This is a genomic window from Cellulomonas sp. NTE-D12, from assembly GCF_027923705.1.
GTDB lineage: Bacteria > Actinomycetota > Actinomycetes > Actinomycetales > Cellulomonadaceae > Cellulomonas.
The window spans coordinates 693550-718671 of sequence record NZ_AP026442.1 but is presented as its reverse complement, the minus strand read 5'-3'; the positions used below and the strand labels follow the sequence as shown (position 1 = coordinate 718671).

21 protein-coding genes are annotated in these 25122 nt (G+C 71.8%); 7 read left to right on the top strand and 14 right to left on the bottom strand.

Annotated elements, in window-relative coordinates; all coding sequences use genetic code 11:
- Positions 1-31 precede the first annotated feature (31 nt).
- The gene (locus QMF98_RS03295; RefSeq protein ID WP_337974649.1) at positions 32-1192 is read left to right on the top strand and encodes an epoxide hydrolase family protein; all 1161 of its coding nucleotides are present in this window, start codon (positions 32-34) and stop codon (positions 1190-1192) included.
- 108 nt (positions 1193-1300) lie between these two features.
- Here the strand turns inward: QMF98_RS03295 and fdhD are convergent, their stop codons facing one another.
- The 6 genes from fdhD to QMF98_RS03265 form a co-directional block, all read right to left on the bottom strand.
- Complete coding sequence (gene fdhD, locus QMF98_RS03290) at positions 1301-2188, bottom strand: formate dehydrogenase accessory sulfurtransferase FdhD (protein ID WP_337974648.1); 888 nt, start codon at positions 2186-2188, stop codon at positions 1301-1303.
- On the bottom strand, positions 2176-3228 hold the full coding sequence (nrfD, locus tag QMF98_RS03285; RefSeq protein WP_337974647.1) for an NrfD/PsrC family molybdoenzyme membrane anchor subunit: 1053 nt from the start codon (positions 3226-3228) through the stop codon (positions 2176-2178). Before nrfD ends, fdhD begins: the two co-directional genes overlap by 13 nt.
- Positions 3225-4184, bottom strand: coding sequence for a 4Fe-4S dicluster domain-containing protein (locus QMF98_RS03280; RefSeq protein WP_337974646.1), 960 nt, complete (start codon positions 4182-4184; stop codon positions 3225-3227). The genes nrfD and QMF98_RS03280 overlap by 4 nt, the downstream gene beginning before the upstream one ends.
- Before the next feature lies 1 nt (position 4185).
- Positions 4186-7467, bottom strand: coding sequence for a formate dehydrogenase (gene fdh, locus QMF98_RS03275; protein WP_337974645.1), 3282 nt, complete (start codon positions 7465-7467; stop codon positions 4186-4188).
- A 64-nt stretch (positions 7468-7531) separates the two neighbouring features.
- Positions 7532-7840, bottom strand: coding sequence for a helix-turn-helix domain-containing protein (locus QMF98_RS03270; protein ID WP_337974644.1), 309 nt, complete (start codon positions 7838-7840; stop codon positions 7532-7534).
- Positions 7841-8375: 535 nt separating this feature from the next.
- Positions 8376-8852: a GIY-YIG nuclease family protein gene (locus tag QMF98_RS03265; protein ID WP_348773392.1), complete on the bottom strand. Its 477-nt coding sequence runs from the start codon at positions 8850-8852 to the stop codon at positions 8376-8378.
- A 56-nt stretch (positions 8853-8908) separates the two neighbouring features.
- Between QMF98_RS03265 and QMF98_RS03260 the strand changes: the two genes are divergently transcribed.
- Positions 8909-10068 (top strand): IS3 family transposase gene (locus tag QMF98_RS03260; protein WP_337974643.1). Its coding sequence is split into 2 segments (ribosomal slippage): positions 8909-9187 and positions 9190-10068, totalling 1158 coding nucleotides; the frame shifts between segments, so codons are not numbered across the junction.
- A 9-nt stretch (positions 10069-10077) separates the two neighbouring features.
- Here QMF98_RS03260 and QMF98_RS03255 read toward each other — a convergent pair.
- Both QMF98_RS03255 and QMF98_RS03250 read right to left on the bottom strand, forming a co-directional pair.
- On the bottom strand, positions 10078-11112 hold the full coding sequence (locus QMF98_RS03255) for an SNIPE associated domain-containing protein (protein ID WP_337974642.1): 1035 nt from the start codon (positions 11110-11112) through the stop codon (positions 10078-10080).
- 297 nt (positions 11113-11409) lie between these two features.
- Positions 11410-12339, bottom strand: coding sequence for an alpha/beta hydrolase family protein (locus QMF98_RS03250; protein WP_337974641.1), 930 nt, complete (start codon positions 12337-12339; stop codon positions 11410-11412).
- Positions 12340-12478: 139 nt separating this feature from the next.
- Between QMF98_RS03250 and QMF98_RS03245 the strand changes: the two genes are divergently transcribed.
- Entirely contained in the window at positions 12479-13090 is a 612-nt protein-coding gene (locus QMF98_RS03245; RefSeq protein ID WP_337974640.1) for a TetR/AcrR family transcriptional regulator, read from the top strand.
- Between the two features lie 87 nt (positions 13091-13177).
- A complete protein-coding gene (locus QMF98_RS03240) occupies positions 13178-14041 on the top strand; it encodes an alpha/beta hydrolase (protein ID WP_337974639.1) in 864 nt (287 codons plus the stop codon).
- A gap of 20 nt (positions 14042-14061) precedes the next feature.
- On the opposite strand, the gene QMF98_RS03235 is transcribed toward QMF98_RS03240, so the two are convergent.
- Both QMF98_RS03235 and QMF98_RS03230 read right to left on the bottom strand, forming a co-directional pair.
- A complete protein-coding gene (locus tag QMF98_RS03235; RefSeq protein ID WP_337974638.1) occupies positions 14062-15447 on the bottom strand; it encodes a sensor histidine kinase in 1386 nt (461 codons plus the stop codon).
- Positions 15444-16124 (bottom strand): response regulator transcription factor, encoded by a 681-nt coding sequence (locus tag QMF98_RS03230; protein ID WP_337974637.1) that lies wholly within the window; start codon positions 16122-16124, stop codon positions 15444-15446. Before QMF98_RS03230 ends, QMF98_RS03235 begins: the two co-directional genes overlap by 4 nt.
- 93 nt (positions 16125-16217) lie before the next feature.
- Between QMF98_RS03230 and QMF98_RS03225 the strand changes: the two genes are divergently transcribed.
- Positions 16218-17633, top strand: coding sequence for a DUF2079 domain-containing protein (locus QMF98_RS03225; RefSeq protein ID WP_337974636.1), 1416 nt, complete (start codon positions 16218-16220; stop codon positions 17631-17633).
- A gap of 30 nt (positions 17634-17663) precedes the next feature.
- Here the strand turns inward: QMF98_RS03225 and QMF98_RS03220 are convergent, their stop codons facing one another.
- Entirely contained in the window at positions 17664-18035 is a 372-nt protein-coding gene (locus QMF98_RS03220) for a VOC family protein (protein WP_337974635.1), read from the bottom strand.
- Positions 18036-18143: 108 nt separating this feature from the next.
- Here QMF98_RS03220 and QMF98_RS03215 point away from each other — a divergent pair, with 108 nt between their 5' ends.
- On the top strand, positions 18144-19655 hold the full coding sequence (locus QMF98_RS03215) for an MFS transporter (RefSeq protein ID WP_337974634.1): 1512 nt from the start codon (positions 18144-18146) through the stop codon (positions 19653-19655).
- 24 nt (positions 19656-19679) lie between these two features.
- On the opposite strand, the gene QMF98_RS03210 is transcribed toward QMF98_RS03215, so the two are convergent.
- From QMF98_RS03210 to QMF98_RS03200, 3 genes are all read right to left on the bottom strand, one after another.
- Entirely contained in the window at positions 19680-20468 is a 789-nt protein-coding gene (locus tag QMF98_RS03210) for an SDR family NAD(P)-dependent oxidoreductase (protein WP_337974633.1), read from the bottom strand.
- Positions 20465-21256, bottom strand: a complete 792-nt coding sequence (locus QMF98_RS03205) for an alpha/beta hydrolase (RefSeq protein ID WP_337974632.1) — start codon at positions 21254-21256, stop codon at positions 20465-20467. Before QMF98_RS03205 ends, QMF98_RS03210 begins: the two co-directional genes overlap by 4 nt.
- 140 nt (positions 21257-21396) lie before the next feature.
- Positions 21397-24153, bottom strand: a complete 2757-nt coding sequence (locus tag QMF98_RS03200; protein ID WP_337974631.1) for an ATP-binding protein — start codon at positions 24151-24153, stop codon at positions 21397-21399.
- A gap of 111 nt (positions 24154-24264) precedes the next feature.
- Between QMF98_RS03200 and QMF98_RS03195 the strand changes: the two genes are divergently transcribed.
- On the top strand, positions 24265-25080 hold the full coding sequence (locus QMF98_RS03195; protein ID WP_337974630.1) for an isocitrate lyase/PEP mutase family protein: 816 nt from the start codon (positions 24265-24267) through the stop codon (positions 25078-25080).
- Positions 25081-25122: the final 42 nt, after the last annotated feature.

Genomic DNA, 25122 nt, shown 5'->3' with positions numbered 1-25122 from the left:
GGCGTGCACCAGAGTCGAGGAGAGCCGCCAGATGACCACAACCCCTGCCGCAGCGGCCGACGTCCGCCCGTTCCGTGTCGACGTCCCGGACGCGGAGCTCGACGACCTCCGCGAGCGACTGGCACGGACCCGCTGGCCCGACCGGGAGACCGTCGGCGACTGGTCGCAGGGCGTCCGCCTGGACAACGCCCGGTCCCTCGTCGCCGCCTGGCAGCACGAGTACGACTGGCGCCGGTTCGAGTCCGCGCTCAACACCTATCCGCAGTTCCTGACGACCATCGACGGGCTGGACATCCACTTCCTCCACGTCAGGTCGAAGAACCCCGGCGCCTTGCCGCTGCTGCTGACGCACGGCTGGCCGAGCACGGTCGCGGACTTCCTGGGCCTGATCGGGCCACTGACGGACCCTGTCGCATTCGGTGGCGACGTCGCCGATTCGTTCGACGTCGTCATCCCCTCGCTCCCGGGGTGCGGGTTCTCCGGCAAGCCGAGCGAACCCGGCTGGAACGCGTCCCGGATCGCCCGCGCGTGGGCCGAGCTGATGCGGCGGCTCGGCTACTCGCGCTGGGCGGCGCACGGCGGCGACTGGGGAGCCGTGGTCACCACCGAGCTCGGCGTGATGCAGCCGGACGGCCTGCTCGGGATCCACCTGAGCACGCCTTACGCGTTCCCGGACCCGATCCCCGAGACGCTGACCCCCGAAGAGCGCCGCGCGGTGGACGGGCTCGCGTTCTACAGCGGCCCCCTCGGCGGGTCCAACCACGTGCAGGGCACCAAGCCGGAGACGGTGGGATTCGCACTCGCCGACTCGCCGGCCGGCCAGGCGGCGTGGATCTACGAGAAGTTCCAGTCGAAGACGGACAACAAGGGGCTCGCCGAGGACGCGCTGAGCGTCGACGCCATGCTCGACACGATCTCGCTCTACTGGTTCACCAACAGCGCGGCGTCATCGGCCCGCATCTACTGGGAGAACCGGACGGCGACCATGGCGGGCCCGAAGCTGACCCTGCCCGTGGCGGTCACCGTGTTCCCGCGCGACATCCCGCGACTGCCGCGAACGTGGGTCGAGGACACCTACAGCAACCTGATCCACTTCGGCGAGGCCGAGCGGGGCGGACACTTCGCCGCCCTCGAGCAGCCGGAGATCCTGGTCGACGAGCTCCGCACCGGCCTGCGAAGCCTCCGCGCATAGCGGGCTCGGCCGGACGCAGGCGCTCGCCTAGCCTTCACTAGCGGCACCCCTTGTTGAAGGCTAGGCAGTGAGCCTTCAACAACACCCCCGCTCACACCCGGTGTTCAGTCAGGACGCCGGCCGGAGCTCCGCACCCGTGGCCACGGTGGAGCTGTTCCCGGCAGAGCGCAGGCGGTCGGCGCCCGTGTAGACGTTGAACGTCGGCGGCCGGACGAAGCCCAGCAGCGTCATCCCCACCTCGTCGGCCAGCTCGACCGCCAGACTCGACGGCGCGCTCACCGCGCTCAGCACCGGGATCCCCGCCAGGTGCGCCTTCTGCACGAGTTCGAAGGACGCGCGGCCGCTGACCTGCAGCACCGTGTCGCGCAGCGGCAGCCGACCCTCGAGCAGCGCCCAGCCGACCACCTTGTCGACGGCGTTGTGGCGGCCGACGTCCTCGCGCACGCACAGCAGGGTGCCGTCCAGGGCGAACAGCGCCGCGGCGTGCAGGCCGCCAGTGTCGTCGAACAGGCGCTGGGCAGCGCGCAGCCGGTCGGGCAACGTCACGACGAGCGCCGGGTCCAGGGCCGCGCCCTCGGAGGGCGATACCCGTGGGAAGGCCGACCGGGCGCGGATCGCGTCGATGCTCGCCTTGCCGCAGATGCCGCACGAGCTCGTCGTGTAGAAGGACCGGGCGACGTCCCGCGGGACCACCGGCACGGTGACGGAGACGTCCACCACGTTGTAGGTGTTCACGCCCTCGTCGGTCGCGCCGGCGCAGTACCGCTGCGTGCGGATGTGCTCGACGGAGCTGATGAGCCCCTCGGTGACCAGGAAGCCCGCGACCAGCTCGAAGTCGTGACCGGGGGTGCGCATGGTGACGCTGATGGCCTGCCCGCCGACGCGGATCTCCAGCGGCTCCTCGGCGACCACGGTGTCGGGCCGGCCGATCGACGTCGTGCCGTCGTCCCCGACCGTCATGCGCACCACGGGGACCCGCGAGGTCAGGCGGCCCATTCGTCCGCCTTCCCACCTGCGCGCGTGGCGCCCGACGACGAGCCCGCCGCCTGCGCCGCACGCTCGTTGAGCCGTTCCCGCTGCGGCTGCACCACGTACTTCGGGTCCTGCGTCGAGGCGACCCCCGCCTCGAAGATCCCGAACCGCGTGCACGCGGACCCGGCCATCGCCGCCAGGCCGCCGACCACCGCCGCAGCCCGCGACCAGCGCCCACCGATCCCGCCCACCAGCGCACCACCGACGCTCAGCGCCTCGGCCGCGCGCATCAGCGTGCCGGCCCGGCCCTGCCGCAGGGTCTCCCCCGGCAGTCCCATGCGCCGCTCCATGTAGCGGGTGATGGCCACCTCGGTCAGGCCTCCGACCAGGGCGGCTCGACGTGCCGGACCCGCCTGGGACACCGGCGCGGCCAGCATGCCGAGACCGCCGGCCGCGGTGGCGCCCGAGCTGACGAACAGGAAGGGCAGCTCGGCGTGGCCGGCGTGCCAGGTCGGCACCGCGGTGTCCGCGATCAGCGGTGCGGTGTACGCGGCGACCGCGGGACCGGTTGCCGCGGCGGCGAACGTCGCAAGGCGACCGATCCGCGGGAACCAGCCGGTGACGCTGGTGACGGCGGCGATGCCGGCCGCCGGGCCGTAGGCGGACAGGATCCACGAGCCGATGCTCATGGGGGACGACGGCTTGACGGTCCGCAGCATGTTGGTGAACCGCTCGGGCCGGCCCAGGTCGTGCACCAGCGCGACCACCGAGCCGGAGATGGCCACCAGCGAGCCGACCTTGCAGGCCCGCGCCAATGCTGGACGGCCCGTCGCGGTCGCCCCGGCAGCGAGCACCGACGAGCTGCCCGCCAGCCCGCCGAGGAACAGGTACCCGGCGATGTCGAGCGGCTCCCACTTGGGCTTGTGCAGGATCGGACGGCCGTAGTACGAGGTGAACTCGGCCTCGGGAACCATGAGCTCCTCGCCGCCACGGCCGCCGCCGCGGCGCTTGTGCCGGCCACCGCCACCGCCACCGAACCGCCCGCCGAACCCGCCGTCGCTCATCGCTTCCTCCCCAGGAACGTCGCCGCGAGGCCGGTCAGCAGCGCCCCGGCCGCGAGCGCGGCGTTGCGCCACATCACCGGCAGGTCGCGCGTGGTGACCACCGGGTCCGGCGGCAGCCCGTACACCTCGGGCTCGTCGAGCAGCAGGAAGAACGCGCCGTCGCCGCCGACGCCGTCGTTCGGGTCGGCCCCGTACAGCCGCGCCTCCGGCACGCCGGCCTCGTGCAGCTGCTCCACGCGGGCCTGGGCACGCACCCGCAGCTCGTCCAGGTCGCCGAACTGGATCGAGTCCGTCGGGCACGCCTTGGCACATGCCGGCTCCTGGCCCGCCCCGAGCCGGTCGTAGCACATGGTGCACTTCCAGGCCCGGCCGTCGTCCTTGCGGGTCTCGATCACGCCGTACGGGCAGGCCGAGACGCAGTAGCCGCAGCCGTTGCACACGTCCTCCTGCACGACGACCGTGCCGAACTCCGTGCGGAACAGCGCGCCGGTGGGGCAGACGTCCAGGCAGGCGGCGTGCGTGCAGTGCTTGCAGACGTCGGACGCCATCAGCCAGCGCATCCCGGTGCGGTCGCCGTCGCCGCCCAGCGCCTCGTCGGCCGACGACGACCCCGCGGCCGCCGGCATCGTCGGCATCCCGAGGTCCACCGTCGTCGTCCCCGCGCCGCCACCCGCGGACGGCGCGCCCATCGGCCGTTGCTGCTCGATGAACGCCACGTGCCGCCACGTGCTCGCGCCCAGGTGCTCGGAGTTGTCGTAGGACATGCCGGTGAACGTCAGCCCGTCCTCCGGGATCGCGTTCCACTCCTTGCAGGCCACCTCGCAGGCCTTGCAGCCGATGCAGACGGAGGTGTCGGTGAAGAAGCCGACGCGCGGCGCCGGGTCCTCGTACCCGCCGGCGTGCGGCGGGTCGTCGCTGCGCAGGAAGCTGCCGAGCGCGGACAGGTCGAACGCCATGTCAGATCTCCGTCCCGGTCGAGGCGGTGACGCCCGCCCGCTCCTGGTACTCGCGCACCAGCGCCGGCCGTCCGGCGCCCTGCGGCCGTCGTCCCGGGCGGATGTCCGCCGCGAACGCCTTGACCTCCTGGATGTGCGAGCTGGGGTCGAGCACGATCGCGGACAGCTCGTTCACCGCGTCGCCGGCCACCAGCCCGTTGGGCCCGAAGTGGTACGGGATGCCGATCTGGTCGACCATCCGGCCCTGGATCCGCAGCGGTCGCATGCGGTGGGTGACCATCACGCGGGCCTCGATGGCGCCGCGCGCCGTGACCAGCGTCGCCCAGCCGCCGTGGGTCAGCCCACGCTCGGCGGCCAGCTCCGGGGACACCTCGCAGAACAGCTCCGGCTGCAGCTCGGCCAGGTACGGCTGCCACCGGCTCATGCCGCCCGCGGTGAAGTGCTCGGTGAGCCGGTAGGTGGTGACCAGGAACGGGTACACGTCCGACCCCGGGGTGTCACCGGAGGGCTGGTAGCGGTTGTGCTCCGCGGGGAACACGAGCCGGGCAGGGTTGCGCTGCTGCCCGTACAGGGCGTTCTGCACCGGCGAGTCCTGCGGCTCGTAGTGCGCGGGCATCGGTCCGTCGACCACGCCCGCCGGTGCGTACAGCCAGCCCTTGCCGTCCGCCTGCATGATGAACGGGTCGATGCCGGACAGCGCCTCGATGCCCTGCGCGCCCGCCGGCGGCCGGTAGTCCGGCGACTTCTTCGGCTCGAAGTCGGGCACGTCGAACCCCGACCACTTCCCGGCGTCGGCGTCCCACCACACGAGCTTCTTCCGCTCGCTCCACGGTGTGCCGTCCGGGGCCGCGGATGCGCGGTTGTACAGGATGTGGCGGTTCAGCGGCCAGGTCCAGCCCCACTCGGCAGCCACCCAGTCCTGCTCGCTGCCGGGCTTGCGACGGGCCGCCTGGTTGACGCCGTCGGCGTAGACGCCGGCGTAGATCCAGCAGCCGCACGCCGTCGACCCGTCCTCCTTCAGGTCCATGTACGTCGACAGCTGCTTGCCGGTGGAGTCCCACCCGTTGATCTCGGCCAGCACCGCCTCGCCCATCGGCTCGGCCGTCGGGCCCTCGGTCGGGTAGTCCCAGGTCAGGTCGAGGATCGGCCGGTCGCGCTGCTCGGTGGAGCCGGCCAGCATCTCCCGGATGATCCGGCCCAGGTGGAACATGAACCACAGGTCGCTGCGGGCGTCGCCCTCGGGCTCCACGGCCTTGTGCCGCCACTGCAGCATCCGGTTGGTGTTGGTGAAGCTGCCGGCCTTCTCGGTGTGCGCGGCGGCCGGGAAGACGAACACCTCGGTGGCGATGTCCGTCGTCGTCAGCTCGCCGGACGCGATCTCCGGCCCGTCCTTCCACCACGTCGCGCTCTCGATCAGCGAGAAGTCGCGCACCACCAGCCAGTCGAGGTTGGCCATGCCGAGGCGCTGCATCGTCGCGTTCGCGGACCCGACCGCCGGGTTCTCCCCGAGCAGGAAGTACCCCTTGCACCGTCCGGCGATCTGCTCCATCACCGTGTCGTAGGTGGAGTGGCTGCCGGTCAGCCGGGGCAGGTAGTCGAAGCAGAAGTCGTTGGACGGTGTCGCCGCGGGCCCCCACCACGCCTTGAGGAGGCTCACCATGTAGCTCTCCATGTTGGCCCAGAAGCCCTTCCGGGCCGCGTCGGCCTGGATGAAGCTCTTCAGGTCGATCTGGTGGTGCGCGTACGGCATCGGCAGGTAGCCGGGCAGCAGGTTGAACAGGGTGGGGATGTCGCTGGAGCCCTGGATGGACGCGTGCCCGCGCAGCGCCATGATCCCGCCGCCGGGACGTCCGACGTTGCCCAGCAGCAGCTGCAGCACGCACGCGGCCCGGATGAACTGGGAGCCCGCGCTGTGCTGCGTCCACCCGACGGCGTAGGCGAACGAGGTGGTCCGCTCGCGGCCGGAGTTCTCGATCAGGGCCTGCGCCACCTCGAAGAACGTCTCCTTGGGGATGCCGCACACCTCCTCGACCATCTCCGGCGTGTACCGGGCGTAGTGCCGCTTGAGCACGTTCAGCACGCAGCGCGGGTCCTGCAGGGTGGGGTCGGTGTGCGGCTGGCCCTCCATCGCGGTGCCGCCGGAGCCGTGCTGCTCGCCGCGGCCGGCGCTCTGGATGTCGGGAGGCGCGGACCCGTCGGAGCCGCCGCCCTCCTCGGCCTCCTCCTGGCCCGGCGTCTTGTCGCGCATCCCGGATGCCGGCGCCGCCGACGCGCCCTCGTACTCCCACGTCTCGAAGGAGTACGAGCGCTTCTGCTCGTCGAACCCGGAGAACAGCCCGTCCAGGTCCTCGGTGTCCTGGAAGTCCTCGCTGACCAGGGTGGACGCGTTGGTGTAGTTCTCGACGTACTCCTTGAAGTACGAGCCCGTGCTCAGCACGTGGTTGATCAGCGCACCGATGAACGCAATGTCCGTGCCCACCCGCAGCGGCACGTGCAGGTCCGCCATCGCCGACGTGCGCGTGAACCGCGGGTCGACGTGGATGATCTTGGCGCCGCGCGCCTTGGCCTCGACCACCCACTGGAAGCCCACGGGGTGGGCCTCGGCGAAGTTCGAGCCCTCGATGACGATGCAGTCCGCGTGCTGCAGGTCCTGCAGGAACATCGTCGAGCCGCCGCGGCCGAAGCTGGTGCCCAGCCCGACGACCGTGGAGCTGTGGCACACGCGTGCCTGGTTCTCCACCTGCACGATGCCGAGCGAGGTGAACAGCTTCTTGATGAGGTAGTTCTCCTCGTTGTCCAGCGTCGCGCCGCCGAGGCTGGCGATCCCCATCGTCCGGCGGGTCTTCTTGCCGTCCTTCTCGTCCTCCCACGTGTCCGCCCGGGTCTTGACGACGCGCTCGGCGACCATGCGCATCGCCTCGTCGAGGGACAGCTGCTGCCAGTCGGTGGCGTACGGCGGTCGGTAGAGGACGGTGTGCAGGCGGGCGTCGCCGGTGGTCAGCTGCAGGCTCGCGGAACCCTTGGGGCACAGCCGCCCGCGGCTGACGGGCGAGTCGGGGTCGCCCTCGATCTGGATGACCTTGCCGTCCTTGACGAACACGTTCTGACCGCAGCCGACGGCGCAGTACGGGCAGACGGACTTCACGACGCGGTCGGCCGTCTGGGTGCGCGCCTTCAGATTGGCCGTCTTCGCGGACCTGGCGGCCGACGCCTTGCCGGCGCGGTCGTCACCGGTGAGCTGCCGGACCACCGGCCAGGACTGGATCAGCGGGAGTTGCTTCACTGCGGTCTCCTTCTGGTTCCCGCCCTGGCGCCCGCCGCTGCGCGGCCGACGTGGGGCCGTGCGGTCAGCCGTGCGTGGCGGTCTGCCCGGCGGCACGCATCTGCGTGTCGGCGGCCAGACGCTCCTTGATCCACTCCCCCACCTCGGGCTTGGTCGTGGGGTTCTCCTCCGCCTGGTGCACCAGCAGCTGGCTCCGGGACTGGAACGCCCCAGGCCGCTGGCGCATCTCCTGCGTGTACGAGTCGCCGCCGTCCGCCGGCATGCCTGTCGCGATCAGGTAGGCCGTCCCCGCCGAGATGCCGGTGCGCGCCGCGATCTGGTGGTAGTCGAGGCCCTTGTCCAGCAGGTCGAGGACCGTCTGCTTGGAGACCACGGCTCACCTACCCGTCCTGTGAGGGCCTGTCCTGCGAGGGGGACGACGGCCCGCGGTTACCGCAGCCGTCGCTCGCCAGTCTCGGAGGGGTCTGGGGAGGCCGCAACAGGAGCAGCGTTACTCCCTCGCTCGACCTCGCCAGGTCAGGCCGGAGCGCGGCGAGCCGCTCCTGCATAGCGCCGTCACCCTGGAAAGGTCAACCCGGTGTGGACCCTCGTCGCGGCAGTGTTCGCTCTCATAGCAACCATTCGGCAAGCAATGTCGACACTTCGGGAGCTTTCCGAGCGCGACTCGGAGTTCCGATCGGCGGTTGCGATTCGCGAATTGCATGATTCGCAGCCGTCCCTGCTCCACCCGATGCGAAGGAGAGAGCATCGACGCATCCTGGATGAACTCAAGCATGAGAGCCCCTCCGAAGCACGCGCCTATGGGCGCGTCTACGGGGCCGTCTGGAGCTGGGCACTGCTGGCCACCAGTGCGCTGATGGCCGCAGTAGGCTCAGCTATCGGACTAGTGCATGGGGCATCGTGACGCCTCAGCGCACCGCCACCTCGCTCATGGCGATCTCACGCGACGCCCGGAACTCGTCGGCAGCCGCCTCGGTCCGGTACTCGACGACCGCGACGTTGTGCTCACGCAGTGCCTCGAGCACTTCGGCGGCCGTCGCGTAGAAGAACTCGCGCCGCAGGTTGATCCGATTGACCCGCTGGTCGGCGAAATGCCGGTGGAGCATCGCCTCGACGCCATACGCGTCCTCGGAGAAGAAGAGTGCGTGCACGTCGAAGTTGAACGGGACCGAGGCGTCAGACAGCTCCCGGATCCGGTCCATGGGGTCGAGCCGCCGCGTCATCCCGATCTTGACGACTCGCTCGCCCATGGAGCCCAGGTTGGAGATCACGTAGACGTAGCCCGCGCGAACGTTCGCGGCTCGATAGTCGACGTCGGCGATGGACTTGTCGATCTCCTCGAGCCTCGCGCGAAGCTCCGCGGCACCCGACTGGGTCTGCTGCACGGATAGGTGACACCTGACCTGTGGGGACGAGGGTCCCCGCTGGAAGGATGTGCACCGTGCCCAGGCCCTATCCGATGGAGTTCCGCCGGGACGTCGTGGCGGTTGCCCGACGCGGTGAGGCTCCGCTCAAGCAGGTCGCGGCCGACTTCGGGATCGCCGAGTCGTGTCTGCGCAACTGGCTGCGTGATGCCGATGTCGAGGACGGCAACCGTCCGGGCGTGACCCGGTCGGAGTCGACCGAGCTGCGCGAGGCCAACCGTCGCATCCGTCTTCTGGAGCAGGAGAACGAGGTGCTGCGCCGCGCGGCGGCGTACTTGTCCCAGGCGAATCTGCCGGGAAAAGGCTCTACCCGCTCGTGAGTGAGCTCGCCGTCGACGGGGTGCCCGTCGCGGTGACGTGTCGGGTTCTCAAGCTCGCCAGGCAGCCGTACTACCGCTGGCTTGCCGCACCCGTGACCTCTCGTGAGCTCGAGCAGGCGCATCTGGCCAACACCCTGTTCGACGCCCACCTCGACGACCCGGAGTTCGGTCACCGACTCCTGGCCGACGAGGCGGCCCGGGCCGGGATGGTCGCCTGCGACCGCACGGTGTGGCGGATCTGCTCGAGCAATGGCTGGTGGTCCGTGTTCGGAAAGAAGCGTTCCCGAGGCGGCAAGAAGGCCGGCCCGCCGGCCCACGACGACCTCGTGCTGCGCCAGTTCCGAGCCGACGGGCCGAACCGGCTATGGCTGTGGGACATCACCGAGCACCCCACCGCCGAGGGCAAGATCTACCTCTGCGCGATCAAGGACGTGTTCTCCAACCGGATCGTGGGGTACTCGATCAGTGATCGCATGACCTCCCAGATCGCGGTGAATGCACTGGTCAGCGCCGTGCAGCGGCGACGCGACGTCGCTGGGTGCGTGGTGCACTCGGACCGAGGCAGCCAGTTTCGAAGCCGGAAGGTGGCCCGCGTCCTGGCTCACCACGACCTGGTCGGCTCGATGGGCCAGGTCGCCTCTGCTGGCGACAACGCCGCCATGGAGAGCTTCTTCTCGCTGCTGCAGAAGAACGTCCTGAACCGGCGTCGCTGGGCCACCCGCCAGGACCTGCGCATCGCGATCATCACCTGGATCGAAAGGACCTACCACCGCCGCCGACGCCAACAAAGGCTCGGGCGCCTGACACCCATCGAGTTCGAGACCATCATGAACACTCAGGTCGCACTCGCCGCCTGAGACCCGCTGTCACCTATCCGTGCAGCAGACCCACTCGTCCCCGCGCGCGATGAGCGCGGCCAGGGCATTGGTGTAGTGCTCGCGCTCCTTGTCGAGCTTTTCCCGCTCCCTACGCAGCTCCTCCTCTGCGCGCTTTGCTTCGCGGAGCTCTTCACGATGAGCCCGCTCCGCTTCCTTCTCCGCCTGCAGAGCGGCCATGTGTCGAGCAGCAAGCTCAAGCTCACGCACTCGTAGCCGGTGGTACTCCGGCGTGATGTGCAAGGAGATCATCTGGCCATTTTTGGCAACCCGTTCCGCGGCCTTTTCTAACCGAGCCTTCGCTGTGCTCAGGCCACCGGCCCTGACCGTCTTGATCGCGTTCTCGGCCTCAGCGTTGTACGCGGCAAGCATCATCTTCGACATCTCGTTGACGAACTGCCGTCCCTTCGCCGCGGAGTTGTTGAACGTGAAGTTCGACACCGCACTTGTGGCCCGCTTCGCCACGGCACAGTTGCGGATGTCGACGCGCACTGCGGAGAGGTCAGCACCCAGCCGCGCCGACGCCTCGGCTGGGTGCTCGAAGTCGTAGAGCCCGAACTCCTGCACATCGATCGCGTTGCGGACGTCCACCAACTGACGCCGAAGCTGGTCGAGCTCGTCCTGCGCGCCCTTCACCTGCGCTGCAAGGCGCTCGAGCTCCATCCGCTCCTGCGCAGTTCGCAGACGGATCTCGGCGAGTTCGAGACCGCCGCACTCGTCGAGCGCTGATCTGAGGTGATCGTTCTCCGTGGCGAGATCACGAGCGGCTGCCCTGGCCCCGAAGAGTCCGACCTTGCGGCGAGCACCGTCAGCGCCGCTTCCAGCTGCGACTGGGGCTTGCGCGAAGGCTGGGGCCGGGCTCACCGGCTGAGCCGGCATCGCCTGAGCCGGCATCGGCACCGGTGCCGTTGGCTGCACATGCTCGGTCCAGCGCTGACCGTCCCACCAACGAACGAGGGCCGGGTTCTGAGGGTCGGGGTACCAATTTGGCGGCGTCGGCACACTCACGATCAGCACGTTAGCCACGTTTCACTGCATCTCGGCCAATTTGGCGTTCCGGTCAGAGCAACACTGCTCCTTATCACCCGTTCGGCCGTGATCCGCCGCCCCTATCGGATTCTCGACGCCGCGAGTCAGCCGGCGAACTGCACGACCCACGCAGCGCGCCGCCCGTGCGAGCAGGTTCCTCCTCAGTAGGGAACGCCACTTCCAACAGCCGAGCGGGGACGGCGCGCTGGATGTCCACATATGTAGACACAGCTGCGGTGACTACATATGTGGACATCGCAGCTGCGGATCGGTCGCGGCCGCGTTCCGGCGGTGCTACCTCGACTCGATGCGGCCCACCGGCTCCGCCTCGGCATCGAGCGCCGCGACCTGTCCGCCCCACGCGGCGGGGTCCACGCCGAGCGCCGTCGTCAGGAACGCCGCCGAGGTGCGCGCGACCAGGGAGACCATCGCCGGGTTCTCGTCAGTCGTGTCCGACGCGCGGTAGCCGTGGATGCCGCCGAGCGAGTGCTCGGCACCGAACAACGTGAGCAGGCTCCGCGCGCCGGGGCTCAGGCGGTAGACGTCCGTGAACCAGTCCGGGCCGCGGGTCGACAGGGCCGACTGGTCGTGGTCGCCCCAGACGACCAGCGACGGCGTGGCCAGCCCGCTGAAGTCCGGGCTCATGAAGCCGAAGTTGTCCCGGGCGAACGGCGTCAGGTCGTCGCCACCGAGGCCGGTGGTGGCCAGCAGCACGCCCGCCTTGATCCGCGGGTCGGTGCGGTCCTCGCCGGGCTGCCCGTCTGCACCGAGCACGCGCGCGCCGAGCAGCATGCCGACGCTCTGGCCGCCCCACGAGTGGCCGGCGGCGGCGAGGCGGTCGGTGTCGACGCGCTCCGGCAGGCCGGGAACCGCGGCCAGCAGGGTGTCGAGCTGGTCGATGACGCGCTCGAGGTCGTCGACCCGGATCCGCCAGATGTCCGGGTACCGGGGGTCGTCGGGCGTGACGCCGAGCGTCGCGGAGTCGAGGAAGGTCGGCTGGACGACGACGAAGCCGCTGGCGGTCCAGTGGTCGACCAGCGGGTCGTAGAAGGTCATCGAGCCGCCGAAGCCGTGGGCGAAGACGATCACCGGCAGGTCCCTGCCGGTCACGGGCGCGGATACGCGCACCTGCACGTCGTCGCCACGGTCGGGCGCGGGCAGGACGACGGGCTTGACGGAGATGGTCTGGGCCGCCGGGCTGGTGGCGGTGGGGGCTGCGGACATGAGCGTTCCTCCGAGCTGAGCAGGATTGCGACGGCGAAGTGGAGCGTCGCTCCGCTCACGTTACGGAGCGCCGCTCCGCTTTGCAAGCCGATCCGGAGCGTCGCTCCGCTCAGACGCCGCACCATGGGACGATGACCTCGTGACCTCCCCGACACCCGAACCCGCGACCCCTCGGCGCCGCGCCGATGTGGAGCGCAACGAGCGAGCGATCGTCGACGCCGCCTCCCGGGTGTTCGGCGCGTCCGGCGTCGACGCCCCCGTCCGCGAGGTCGCCGCGGCAGCCGGCGTCGGCATGGGGACCCTGTACCGGCACTTCTCCACCCGGGCGGACCTGATGGTGGCCGTCTACCGGCACCAGATCGACGAGTGCGCGGACGCCGGTCCGGCGCTGCTGGCATCGGCTCCGTCACCGTTCGTCGCGCTGCTGGCGTGGGTGCACCGGTACGTGGACTTCCTGGGCACCAAGCACGGGCTGGGCAACGTGTGGCAGGGCGACGCCCCTGGGCTGACAGCCCTGCACCAGCTGTTCCTGGACCGGCTGCTGCCGGTGCTGTCCGACCTGCTCGATGAGGCGCGCGAGTCCGGCGAGGTGGTGGCCAACATCCGGCCCTACGAGCTGCTGCGGGCGGTCGGCGACCTGGTCGCGTGGACCATCCGCGACCCCGACTACGACGTGCGCCGCATCGTCACGCTGCTGCTCACCGGTCTGCGCCAGGAGCAGCCAGACTGGGAGTCGACGGACGCCGTCTGACGTCCGCGGCAGGCCCTGGACGTCCGGAGGCCGGTGGGTCGGATGGGCATCGAGTCCGCGAGCGCCGCGGTTTGGCGGAGGGCGCCAGTGCGCTCGTCGCGCGAGAAGTGGATCGGTCACCGCGCGACTGGCGCATTGCTGGCACTGGCGCTGGTCGCGGCAGGCATCGCGGCGTGCAGCCCGTCCGACGACGGCTCCCGGCCCGCCACTCCCCCGACCCCCACCGTGTCCTTCGACCCGGCCCAGTCCTCGCACCTCTTCCCGCCCGCCAACGCCCGACCAGGGAAGACGCCGCTGATCGTCCTGGTGCCCGGCGGCGGCTGGACGTCGGCCGACCCGACCGGGCTGACCGGCCTGGCCACCTGGCTGTCCCAGCGCGGCGCCGCGGTGGTGACGGTGACGTACCGGACGTCGTCGGACGGGGCCTACTTCCCCGTGCCGGCGCAGGACGTGGCGTGCGACGTGGCCGACGCGGTCGCCCGCACCCGCCGGTCCGGAGTGGACGTCGGTGACGTGGTGATCGTCGGGCACTCCGCAGGTGCGCAGCTCGCGGCCGTCGTCGCGCTGACGCCGGGCTCGTTCGGCTCCGGCTGCGCCGACCCGCCGGTCGCGCCGGACCGCCTCGTCGGGCTGGCCGGGCCCTACGACGTCGACCACCTCGGCGCCCTGGCGTCCGACCTGCTCGGCCCCGGCCGGCACACCGCCGCGCAGATCGCCGCCGCCAACCCCGTCGCTCTCGCCACCCAGCGACCCCAGCTGCCGGTGCTGCTGATCCACGGCACCGCCGACACCACGGTCCCGGCCACGTCCACCGAACAGCTCGCCGCCGCGCTGACCGGCGCCGGCCACCCGGTGACCACCGACTACCCGACCGGCGTCGGCCACCAGAGCGTCTACTCCGCACCCGTGGCCGGCCCGCTGATCGCCGCCTGGCTCGGACTGGCCGGCTGACAGCGCCCCGGCCCCTCCGGCTAGCCGTCCTGCGCGAGCGGCAGCTGGACGGTGAACGTGGTGGGCGAGATCCGGCTCAGCTCCACTGTTCCGCCGGCACGCGTCACCAGCTCGCGGGAGATGGTCAGACCCAGACCTGTGCTCCCGGTGTCGCGGGAGCGCGAGGCGTCGAGGCGTACGAACGGTTCGAAGATCCGCTCCGCGTCGGCAGCGGAGACAGGTTCGCCGTCGTTGGTGACGACGATGTGTACGGCATCGTCGACGGTCACGGCGATGTCGACGCGGGTGGCGGCGTGGCGCACGGCGTTGTCGAGGAGGTTGCCCACGATGCGGGCCAGCGCGCCGGCCGCGATGCGCACGGGGGCTGTCTCCGGTGCGGAGACGTCGACGGGCACCCGCAGCGTCCGTCCGGCGACGACGTCGCGAACCACCTCCGCGGCGTCGCAGACCTCCCCGCTGTCCTGTGCCGCGCCGGTCGCGGATGCCAGGTCGAGGAGCTCCTCGGCGAGGTCCGCGAGGCGTCGGGCCTGTGTCTCGACGCTGGCGAGGGTGCGCTCGGGCGGGAGGGCGTCGGGGTGGGCACGGCCGACCTCGATCGCCGCGAGGAGAGCGGCGAGGGGGCTGCGCAGCTCGTGCGCGGCATCCGCGATGAACCGCTGCTGCCGAACGGTGGCGTCGTCGATGCGGGTCAGCATCGCGTTCAGGGTGGTGGCGAGGGCGCGCAGCTCGTCGGGCGCCTCGGGCTCGGTGAGGCGGGCGCCGTCCGGCGCGCCGGCGATGCCGTCGGCGACGACCCGCATCTGCTCCACCGGGCGCAGCGCACGCCGGGTCGCGGTTGCCGCGGTCACCGCGATGAGCGCCACGGCGAGGACGACGCCGCCCCAGAGGAACGGATCGAGCGAGGCCACCACCCGGTTCGCCGCCGCCGGCGTCACGAAGACGTAGGCCCGGTACACCGTGGTGCTCCTGTCAGCGGCGCCACCGGGCAGGTCCTCGTCGGCCACGCCGGTCATGCTCGAGGCGCGGAGCGTGCTGCTGACGGCGACCCGGGCACCGGCCGCGGTCGCCGGGTCGACGTGCCACACCTCGCCCGCCGTCTGCGGGGACTCGGTGGACGGAGGCGGGACCACCGCGTTCTCGGCCTCGGGAGCTACGGCGATCACCGCCCCGTCGTTGCGGACCAGCTGGTACGGCAAGGAGCCGAACAGGCCGTACAGGTGGACGCCCGTGCCGATGGCGTCCGTGATCTGCGTGGCCTCCACCGTTGCGAGCTGCTGGGTCGACCGCAGCTGGGCCGCGTGGATCGCGGCGCGCACCGCGAACGCGCCGGCCGTCAGCAGGACAGCCGCGAGCAGCCCGGCCGCCAGCGCGATCCGGGCGGCGATCGGCAGCCGGAGCCGTCTCACCGCTGCGCCCGGTCGTCGACGAGCCGGTAGCCGGCGCCGCGCACGGTCTGCAGCGACTGGCGACCGAACGGAGCGTCGATCTTGCGTCGCAACGAGCTCACCCGTGCTTCCACGAGGTTGACGTCGTCGGCCTCCCCGGGCCAGGCCTCGAGCAGCAGCTCCTCCTTGGACACGACCGTGCCGGCGGCGCGCGCGAGCGTCTCGAGGATGGTCCACTCGCGGCCGACGACCTCGATGGCATCCGCACCCCGGCTCACCCGGCGGCGAGCCGCATCCACGACGAGGTCGCCCACCGTCACGATCCCGTCGGCGATCGCCGCTGGGCGCCGCAGCAGGGCGTGCAGCCGGGCGACCAGAACGGGATAACGGAAGGGCTTGCGGAGGTAGTCGTCGGCGCCGCTCTGCAGTGCCTCGATCTCGTCGTACTCGCCTTGTTTCGCGGTGAGCACGATCACCGGTGTGGCAATACCTTCAGCGCGCAGCCGTGCGCACACGGCAAAGCCGTTCATCTGCGGCATCATCACATCCAGCACAATGGCGGTGTACGCGCCCGTCGCGGCCAGCAGATATCCCGAACGTCCGTCGTATGCGGTGTCCACCGCGAAGCCCTCGGCGGTGAGGCCGGTCGCCAGGATGTCGGCAAATGCCCGCTCGTCGTCGACGACCAGAATGCGCACAGCCCAGTGTGACACCGCGCCGAGGGGCGATCCTGACGCCGACGTCAGGGACCGTCAGCCAGGCAACAGCACACCGGCCGGAACGTGCACGTCATGGCGTCCACCCTGTCGGTCAGCTCCCCGGCGCAGCGATCGGTCCGCGCGCCGGCGCTCGTCGCCTGGACGAGCGCGGTTGTTCTCGCCGGGCTGTTCTCGACGCTGGCGCTGCTGCGGCATGCGCGGCTGCGGACCAGCGGCTACGACCTCGGCATCTTCGAGCAGGGCGTGCGCTCGTACGCCGAGGGACGGCTGCCCACCTCGCTGCTCAAGGGCGTGGACTACCCGTTGCTCGGCGACCACTTCTCGCCGGTCCTCGTCCTGCTGGCTCCCGTCTACGCGGCGGTGCCGCGTGCCGAGACCCTGCTCGTCGCGCAGGCTGTGCTGCTCGCCGTGGGCGTGGTGCCGCTCGCGCGCTGGGCGGCGCAGACCCTCGGTGCGCCGGCCGCGATCGTCGTGTCGTCGAGCTACGGACTCGCATGCGGCCTCTGGCACGCGGTCGCGTTCGACTTCCACGAGATCGCCTTCGCCGTGCCGCTTCTCGCCTTCGCCATGACCGCTCTGGGACGTGGCCGATGGCGGGCGGCAACGCTGTGGGCCGCGCCTCTTGTGCTCGTCAAGGAAGACCTCGGACTCACCGTCACGGGAATCGGCGTGCTCGTCGCCGTCCTCGGCCGCAGGGCCGATGGTCGCCGTCTCGGCACGGGGACGGCGCTGTTCGGCGTGGCCGCCACGGCGCTGGAGACCCTGGTCGTCATCCCGGAAATGAATCCGGCGGGTGTGAATCAATACACCCGGCAGCTCGACCTCGAGACCGTGATGACGCAGGCCGGCGCGCTGTTCTCGAACCATCTCAAGATCACCACGGTGGTGCTGCTTCTGCTGCCCACCGCATTTCTCGCCCTGCGCTCACCGCTCGTGCTGATCACCGTGCCGACGCTGGCGTGGCGGTTCCTTTCCGACAATCCCCAGTACTGGGGGACGGCCTTCCACTACGACGCGGTACTCGTGCCCGTCGTCACGGCGGCCTTCGTCGACGGGCTCGTGCGATTGCGACGCGGCACGCGGTGGACGGCCGCGCGCCAGCGGGGCGTGCTGTGGGCGAGCGTCGTCGCTACGGCGGTGCTGCTCACGCAGTCGCCGCTGATGCAGCTCACCACACCGGGGCTGTGGCGGCCGAGCCCCCATGAACGCGCCGCGCGCGACCTCCTCGCGCGCATCCCCGACGGCGTCACGGTTGCGGCGTCCAACTCGCTGGCCCCCCAGCTCACCGGCCGCGCGGACGTGAGCCTGCTCGGCATCCTGCCGCTCGAGCAGTCGCGGGCCCGGTTCGTCGTGGCCGATACGTCGATCGTTCGCCAGTACCCCGTCGACGGTGACGGGCTCGTCGAGCTCGTCGCGACCGCGCGGGCTCACGGCTATCGGACTGTCGATGCTGCCGATGGCGTGGTGCTGCTCGAGCGGGAGAACTGAGGCTGGTCCGGGTCGCCGCTGGGCGGTGCGTCAGCTGAGCCGGCGGCGCAGCAGGCAGAACTCGTTGCCCTCCGGGTCCTGCAGCACGTGCCACGACTCCTCGCCCGTCTGGCCGATGTCCGCCGGCCGCGCCCCGAGGGCCAGCAGCCGCTCCAGCTCCGCGTCCTGGTCGACGCCGACGGGGTTGACGTCGATGTGCAGGCGGAGCTTGGTGGTCTTCGGCTCCGTCGTCGGGCTGAAGATCAAGGTCGGCTGCAGACCGCCGAACCCCTCCTCCGGGCCGATCTCGACGTAGCCGTCCTCCTCCTCGAGCACTCGGAACCCCAGCACCTGGCACCAGAAGTCGGCCAGCAGCTTGGGGTCGTGGCAGTCGATGACCAGCTCGGAGATGCGAGACGCCATGCGTCGCACCCTACGACGAGCCGACTAAGGATCGCCTTCCCATTTGCTGTCCATCGAGGCGTCCGTCGCGCACGATGGGAGCGACCCTCAGCCGAAGGAGCTCGCACCGTGTCCGTGGACCAGCCCGCCGCCACCCGGCTCACGCTCGCGGCGCCGGCCGGTCGCTGGGTGCTGGTCGCCACGGTGCTCGGCTCGGCGCTGGCCGGGATCGACGCGACGGTGGTCAACGTGGCGCTGCCGCGCATGGGCCGCGACCTCGGTGCCGGGTTCAGCGGGCTGCAGTGGACCGTCAACGCCTACACGCTGACGCTGGCGGCGCTGATCCTGCTGGCCGGGGCGCTCGGGGACCGGTTCGGGCGGCGGCGCGTGTTCCTGATCGGCGTCGTGTGGTTCGCGGCGGCGTCGATGCTGTGCGCGCTGGCGCCGAACATCGGGGTGCTGGTGGCGGTGCGGGCGCTGCAGGGCGTCGGCGCGGCGCTGCTGACGCCGGGCAGCCTGTCGCTGATCTCGTCGTCGTTCGTGCAGGACGACCGGGCCAAGGCGATCGGCGTGTGGTCCGGGTTCAGCGGGGTGGCGGCCGCGCTGGCGCCGTTCGTCGGCGGCTACCTGGTGGCCGGGCCGGGGTGGCGGTGGATCTTCCTGATCAACGTGCCGCTCGCCGCGGGGGTGGTGGTGATCGCGCGACGGCACGTGCCGGAGTCCCGCGACCCCGATGCCGACACCCGGCTCGACGTGCAGGGCGCGGTGCTCGTCGCCGTCGGACTCGGTGCGCTGACCTACGCCCTGACCAGCGCAGCGGCCGGCTGGTCGGTCAGCGTGCAGCTGCTGGGCGCGGCGGGGCTGGTGGCCCTGGTCGGGTTCTGGCTGACGGAACGACGCAGCCACCACCCGATGCTGCCGCCCCGGCTGTTCGCCGACCGGCAGTTCACCGCCGCCAACCTGGTGACCTTCACCGTCTACGCGGCGCTGGGCGGCGTGTTCTTCCTGCTGGTGGTGAACCTGCAGGTGGTGGCCGGCTTCTCGCCGCTGCTGGCCGGGGCCGCGCTGCTGCCCGTCACGGCGCTGATGCTGCTGCTCTCGGCGAGGTCCGGGGCGGTGGCGACGAAGATCGGCCCCCGATTGCAGATGACCGCAGGTCCGCTGGTGGCGGCCGCGGGCGTGCTGCTGATGCTGCGCCTCGGCCTGCACAGCGCCTACCTCACGCAGGTGCTGCCGGCGGTGACCCTGCTGGGTCTGGGCCTGGCCGTGATGGTGGCTCCCCTGACCGCCACGGTGCTGGCCGCCGCGGCGGACCGCGATGCCGGCGTCGCGTCCGGCGTGAACAACGCCGTGGCCCGCACCGGCGGCCTGCTGGCCATCGCCGTGCTGCCGGCACTGGCGGGCATCTCCGGTGCCGACTACACGAACCCGGCGTCGTTCCACGAGGGCTTCCGTGTGGCGATGGCCATCTGCGCGGGGCTGCTGATCGTCGGCGGCGCGACCGCCGCGCTGACCATCCGGAACCCCCGCGCCGGCGCCACGCCGCCCGCCCCGGTCGCGCACGAGCGCTACAGCTGCGCCGTGGACGGGCCGCCGATCCACGAGACCTCCGGGCCGGCCGTCACCGCCGACGAGGCGTGACGGCCGGCTTGGCCGAGCTCCGGCTCAGATCGTGGTGACCAGTCCCCCGTCGATCAGCACGTCCGCACCGGTGATGTTGCCGGCGGCGCTCGAGGCCAGGAACGTCACCACCGCGGCGACCTCCTCCGGGTGGGTGAACCGCTCGGTCGGCGTCCCGGCCACCGCCGCGGCGCGCACCGCCTGCGGATCGAGCCCCTGCGCGTGGGACAGGGTGTCCGCGACCCCGCCGGTGCCCAGCCACAGCGAGGTCTCCACCGGCCCCGGGCTGACGGTGTTCACCCGCACCCCGCGCGGCCCCAGCTCCTTGGACAGCGACTTGCTGAACGAGCGCAGGGCGGCCTTGGCGGCGCTGTAGTCGATGACGCCCGGGTCCGGCAGCGCGGCGTTCACCGAGCAGACGGTGACCACGGTCGAGGGCGCCCGCCGCAGCAGGGCCGGCAGCGCCGACCGGGTTGCGCGGACCGCGGACAGCAGGTTGATCTCCCAGGACCACCGCCAGTCGTCGTCGGACACCGCCAGGAAGCCCTCGGTGCGCGGACGCACGCCGCCGATGTTGTTCACCAGCACGTCCACCCCGCCGAACCGCTGCTCGGCCTCCGCGACCAGCGCGTCGCACCCGGCGACGGTGGTGAGGTCGCCCAGCACCACGGCCACGTCGTCCTGCTCACCGATGGCCGCCAGCTCGGGGCTCGTCGACCGCGCGCCCGCCACCACCCGTGCGCCCTCCGCCGCGAAGGCCTGCGCCACGGCCAACCCGATCCCCTTGCTGGCACCGGTGACCACCACGGCCTTGCCGGCCAGGTCGAGGTTCACAGCCCCTGCTTCTGCAGCCACGCCAGCGAGGCGTCGGCCACGTCCCGCCAGCCCGAGTCGATGGTCAGCGAGTGCGACCGGTCCTCGAACTCGAGGAAGTCGGTGACGGCGTCGGAGTGCCGGTACTGCTTGAGGGTGGCGCGGGTGACGGCCTCGGGCACCGTGTGGTCCTTGCCGCCCGTGATCAGCAGCAGGGGGCCACGGTTCTGGTTCTCGGTGGCGACCTTGGCCGGCGAGTGCGGGTCGAAGTTGGCCGACGCCGCCTCGAACAGCGGCTTGCCGGGAGCCGGGATGGTCCAGTGGGCGAACAGCTCGTCGGACTCCTTCTCCGAGACGGCATTGGCGAAGGCGAACCGGAACTGCTCGCTGGTCAGCGAGACGGCGCGGTGCCGGTTGGCCGGGTTCTTGAACACCGGCAGGGTGGCGCGCAGCGCGGAGAGCGGGAGGGGCAGCACGCCCTTGATCTGCGCGGCGTCGATGGCGACGGCCGCGACGCCGAGGTCCCGGCCCAGCAACTTCTGCGCGATCATCCCGCCGAAGGAGTGGCCGATCAGGATCGGCTTCTCCGGGAGGGTCGCGATGATCGAGGCGAAGTGCTCGGTCACGTCGTCGATGCCGTGGTCGCCGATGGAGTCGGCGTTGGCGCGGGACGCCTCGATCGTCTCACCGTCGCCGGGCCAGCCGGGGGCGAGGGGCTCGTAGCCGTTGTCGCGGAACAGATGCAGCCACGGCTCCCACGACGACGCGTGGAGCCACAGCCCGTGGATGAACAGCACCGGAGTCGCCATGATCAGCCCTTCCTGCGATCGCCCGCTCCGCGCGAGCGGGGCATGGCGACGACGCTAGGAACGGCGCACCGGACCGGGCTTCAGTCAGACGACTGCACCCGAGGCCGCATCGGACCCGGCGGGAGCGGGCCGTGCCTGCGTCATCCAACTCGCGTCGCGGCGAGCACCGACCCCAGCTGAACGCGTGAGGTGACGCCGAGCTTGGGGAAGATCCGGTACAGGTGCGAGCCGACGGTGCGGTGCGAGAGGTACAGGCGCTGCGCGATCTCGCGGTTGGACAGGCCCTCGGCGGCCAGCCGCGCGATCTCGGACTCCTGCGCGGAGAGCATCTCGGCGGCGTCGACGCCAGGCCGCCGGCCCGGCTCGCCGGTGGCGCGCAGCTCCTGGTCTGCACGCTCGGCCCAGGCGCGCGTGCCCAGCCCCTCGAAGGCGGTCCGGGCGTCGCGCAGCAAGGTTCGGGATTCGACCACACGCCGCTGCCGGCGCAGCCAGGAGCCGTAGGCCAGCTCGACCCGGGCCCGGTGCCACCTCGACCCCCGGGCGGCGCCCTCGAGGGCGAGTCGGAAGAGCGGGTCGGCTGCCTCGTCGTCCGCCAGCACCGCGCGGGAGTACTCCAGCGCGACGGCCGTGGCGGGCGAGGCGTCGTGACCGGTGAGCACCTCGAGCTCGGTGAGCAGCCTGCGGGCGTCGTCCCCGTGACCCGTCGTCACCGCGGCGTCTGCCAGGTAACCCAGCGTCCAGATCTGCTGGACCTGGTGGTGGGCCGGGTCGCCCGGCTCGAACACCCGTCGCAGCTGCCGATACGCGTGCTCGTGCCGTCCCGCGCCGAGCTCGGCCACACCCCGGGCCAGCTGGACGGCCGCGAGCAGGGTCGACATCGGCACCGCCGGCCGCAGCGCCACCCCCTCCGCCTCGGCGAGCAGGGCGGCGTCGGCGCCGTCCGACGGCAGGCCGTCCCGCACCGCACCGAGGGCCGCGATGCCGATCCGTCCTGCCGCGCCCCACAGCGAGCGCCCGGTCTGGTCGGCCAGCCGCATCGCCTCGTCCGCCGAGGTGACCAGGTCGAAGTCCCCCTGGTACAGCGCCGACCAGGAGCGGATCGCGAGCGCCTCGGCCAGCAGGCTCAGCCGGCTCTGCGAGCGCAGCGCGTCCACGGGTGCGGTCAGCAGCCTCAGCGCACGGCGCAGGTCGCCCACGCAGAACGCGGCGATGGCGAGGGTCGCCGCGACGTCCGGCTGCGCGGGGTCGTCGACCATCGTGGCCAGGTGCCGCAGCACCGCGGGACCGTGCTCGATCGGCTCGGCGAGCGCGAGGACGGCCAGCACCCGCGGGTCACCGTCCGGCAGGCCGGCGGACAGCGCGGTGACGACGATCTCGTGCCGCACGTCCGCACCGGGCTCGCCCCACCACGCCCGGCGCCCGGCGCCGAGCAGCAGCTGGAACGCCAGGTCCACGTCGTGCTCGGCCAGTGCCTCCTGCGCGTACCCGACCAGCCTGCGCACCTGTGCCGGATCGGCGGAGGCGCCGTCGTCGAACACCCCCTCCAGCCACACCAGCCGGGACCGGTCCCCCGGCTGCAGTGACTCCCGGTCCACCTGCCGTCGGATCTCCTCGACCTGACCGGCCCGGCCCAGCTCGAAGGCGAGCTCGGCGGCGCGCAGCAGCCGTGCCCCGCGCAGCGCGTCGTCGGGACTGAGCGTCGCTGCGCGCAGCAGCCACGTCACCGCCGACCCGAGCGCGCCGCGCCGCACGGCTCCTTCGGCCGCGAGCACAAGGTCGCCGGCCACCTGCTCGTCGGGCGTGCCCGCGGCCGACGCCCGGTGCCAGGCGGCCCGGTCGCGATGGCGGCCCTGGAGCGCCTGCGCCAGCGCGCCGTGCACCTGCTGCCTGCGCGACGGGGACATCGCGTGCCGCAACGCCGACCTGACCAGGGGATGTGCGAACTCGACCGACGTGCCGTCGGAGACCAGAAGCCCGGACGCGAGCGCTGGCTCGCACGCCGCGACGTCCACCGGCGCCCCGGTCAGCACCGACGCCGCGGCGAGGATCTCGACCAGGTCCGTCCCGTCCTCCAGCGCGGCGACCGCCAGCACCGTGCGGGTCACCTCCGGCAGGTGCTGCACGCGAGAGGCGAACGCCCGCTCGAGCCGGGTGGTCATCGGCAGCTCGTCGGACAGCTCCGTCCAGCCGAACCGCCCCGACGCCATCGCCACCGGGAACTCCAGCAGCGCCAGCGGGTTGCCGCCCGCCTCTCGCAGCACGCGCTCGCGCAGGGCAGGGTCCAGGCCCGGCGCTCGCGCCGTGATCAGCGCGGCGGCCGACGAGTCGTCCAACCCATCGACGTGCAGCCACTCGATCGACGCGTCGTCGGCCAGGGGGCTGGTGCCGCTGCGCACCGACGCCAGCATCAGCACCGGCTCGCCCTCGATACGTCGGGCGATGAACGAGACGACGTCCAACGACGGCTCGTCCATCCAGTGCAGGTCCTCCAGCGACACCAGCACCGGTGCGTCCTGCGCGTGCGCCGCGACCAGCTCCAGCGCGGCCAGGGACATGAGGAACCGGTCCGGCACGTCGACGTCGCTCATCCCGAACCCGGACAGCAGCGCCTCCCGCTGCCGCACCGGCAGCTGCGCAGCCTCGCCCAGCAGCGGGCGCAGCACCTGGTGCAGGCTGGCGAACGGCAGGTGCGACTCCGACTCGCTGCCCCGCGCACCCAGCACCCGGAACCCGCGAGCCCGTGCCTCCTCGACGGTGGCCGCCTGCAGCGCGCTCTTGCCGACGCCCGCCTCGCCGATCAGCGCCGCCATGCGGCCGCGTTCCGGCACCCCGTCCAGAAGCGCGGTCAGCCGGCGCATCGTGTCCTGCCGTCCGACCAGGGGCGATATGTCCGGCATGGGCTCAGCATGCGGGACGACGAAGCCGCTGGACAGGGGTCGGCGGGACTCCGGGTTGTGACGCGCCTGCGGGGACTTCCGCGCCGAGCCCCCGGCGCGGACGATGGCGCGATGACCGCCCAGAGCTCTGCCGAGAAGGCCGCCACGTTCCTCGCCCTGCACACCGGCCCGGGCTTCGTGCTCCCCAACGCGTGGGACGCCGGCTCGGCGCGCATCCTCGCCCAGCTGGGCTTCCCGGCCATCGCGACGACGAGCGCGGGGATCGCCTGGTCGCTCGGGGTGCCCGACGGCGGCGCCACCGACCGGGACACGATGCTGACCCACGTCGCCCGGATCGTCGAAGCGGTCGACGTCCCGGTCACCGCCGACCTGGAGTCGGGCTACGGCGATACGCCCGACGACGTGGCCGCCACGGTGGCGCGTGCCGTGGAGCTCGGGGCTGTGGGCGGCAACCTCGAGGACGCCGCCGACGGCCGGCTGTTCGACCTCGAACCCGCCGTCGAGCGGGTCGCCGCCGCCCGGGCCGCCGCTCCCCGCGGCAGCTTCGTGCTGAACGCCCGGACGGACACCTACTTCGTCGGCGCCACCGACGACCCGTTCGACCGGACGGTCGAGCGGGCCCACCGCTACCTCGAGGCGGGCGCGGACTGCATCTTCGTGCCCGGTGTCGTCGAGGCCGACACGATCCGACGCCTCGCCGCGGCCATCCCGGCACCGCTCAACGTGGTGGCCGGCCTGGCCAGCACCATCGACGCGCCGACCCTCTTCTCGCTCGGTGTGAAGCGGATCAGCCTGGGCGGCAGCCTGGCGCGTGCCGCCTACAGCCTCCTGGAACGCGCCGGCCGCGAGCTCCTCGACACCGGCACCCTCGGCTTCCTCGACGGCGCCCTGAGCTACGCAGATATCCAGCGGCGGTTTGCTGGTTAGCAGCAAAGAATCACCACATCGAGGCGCCTGACGAGCCCCGCT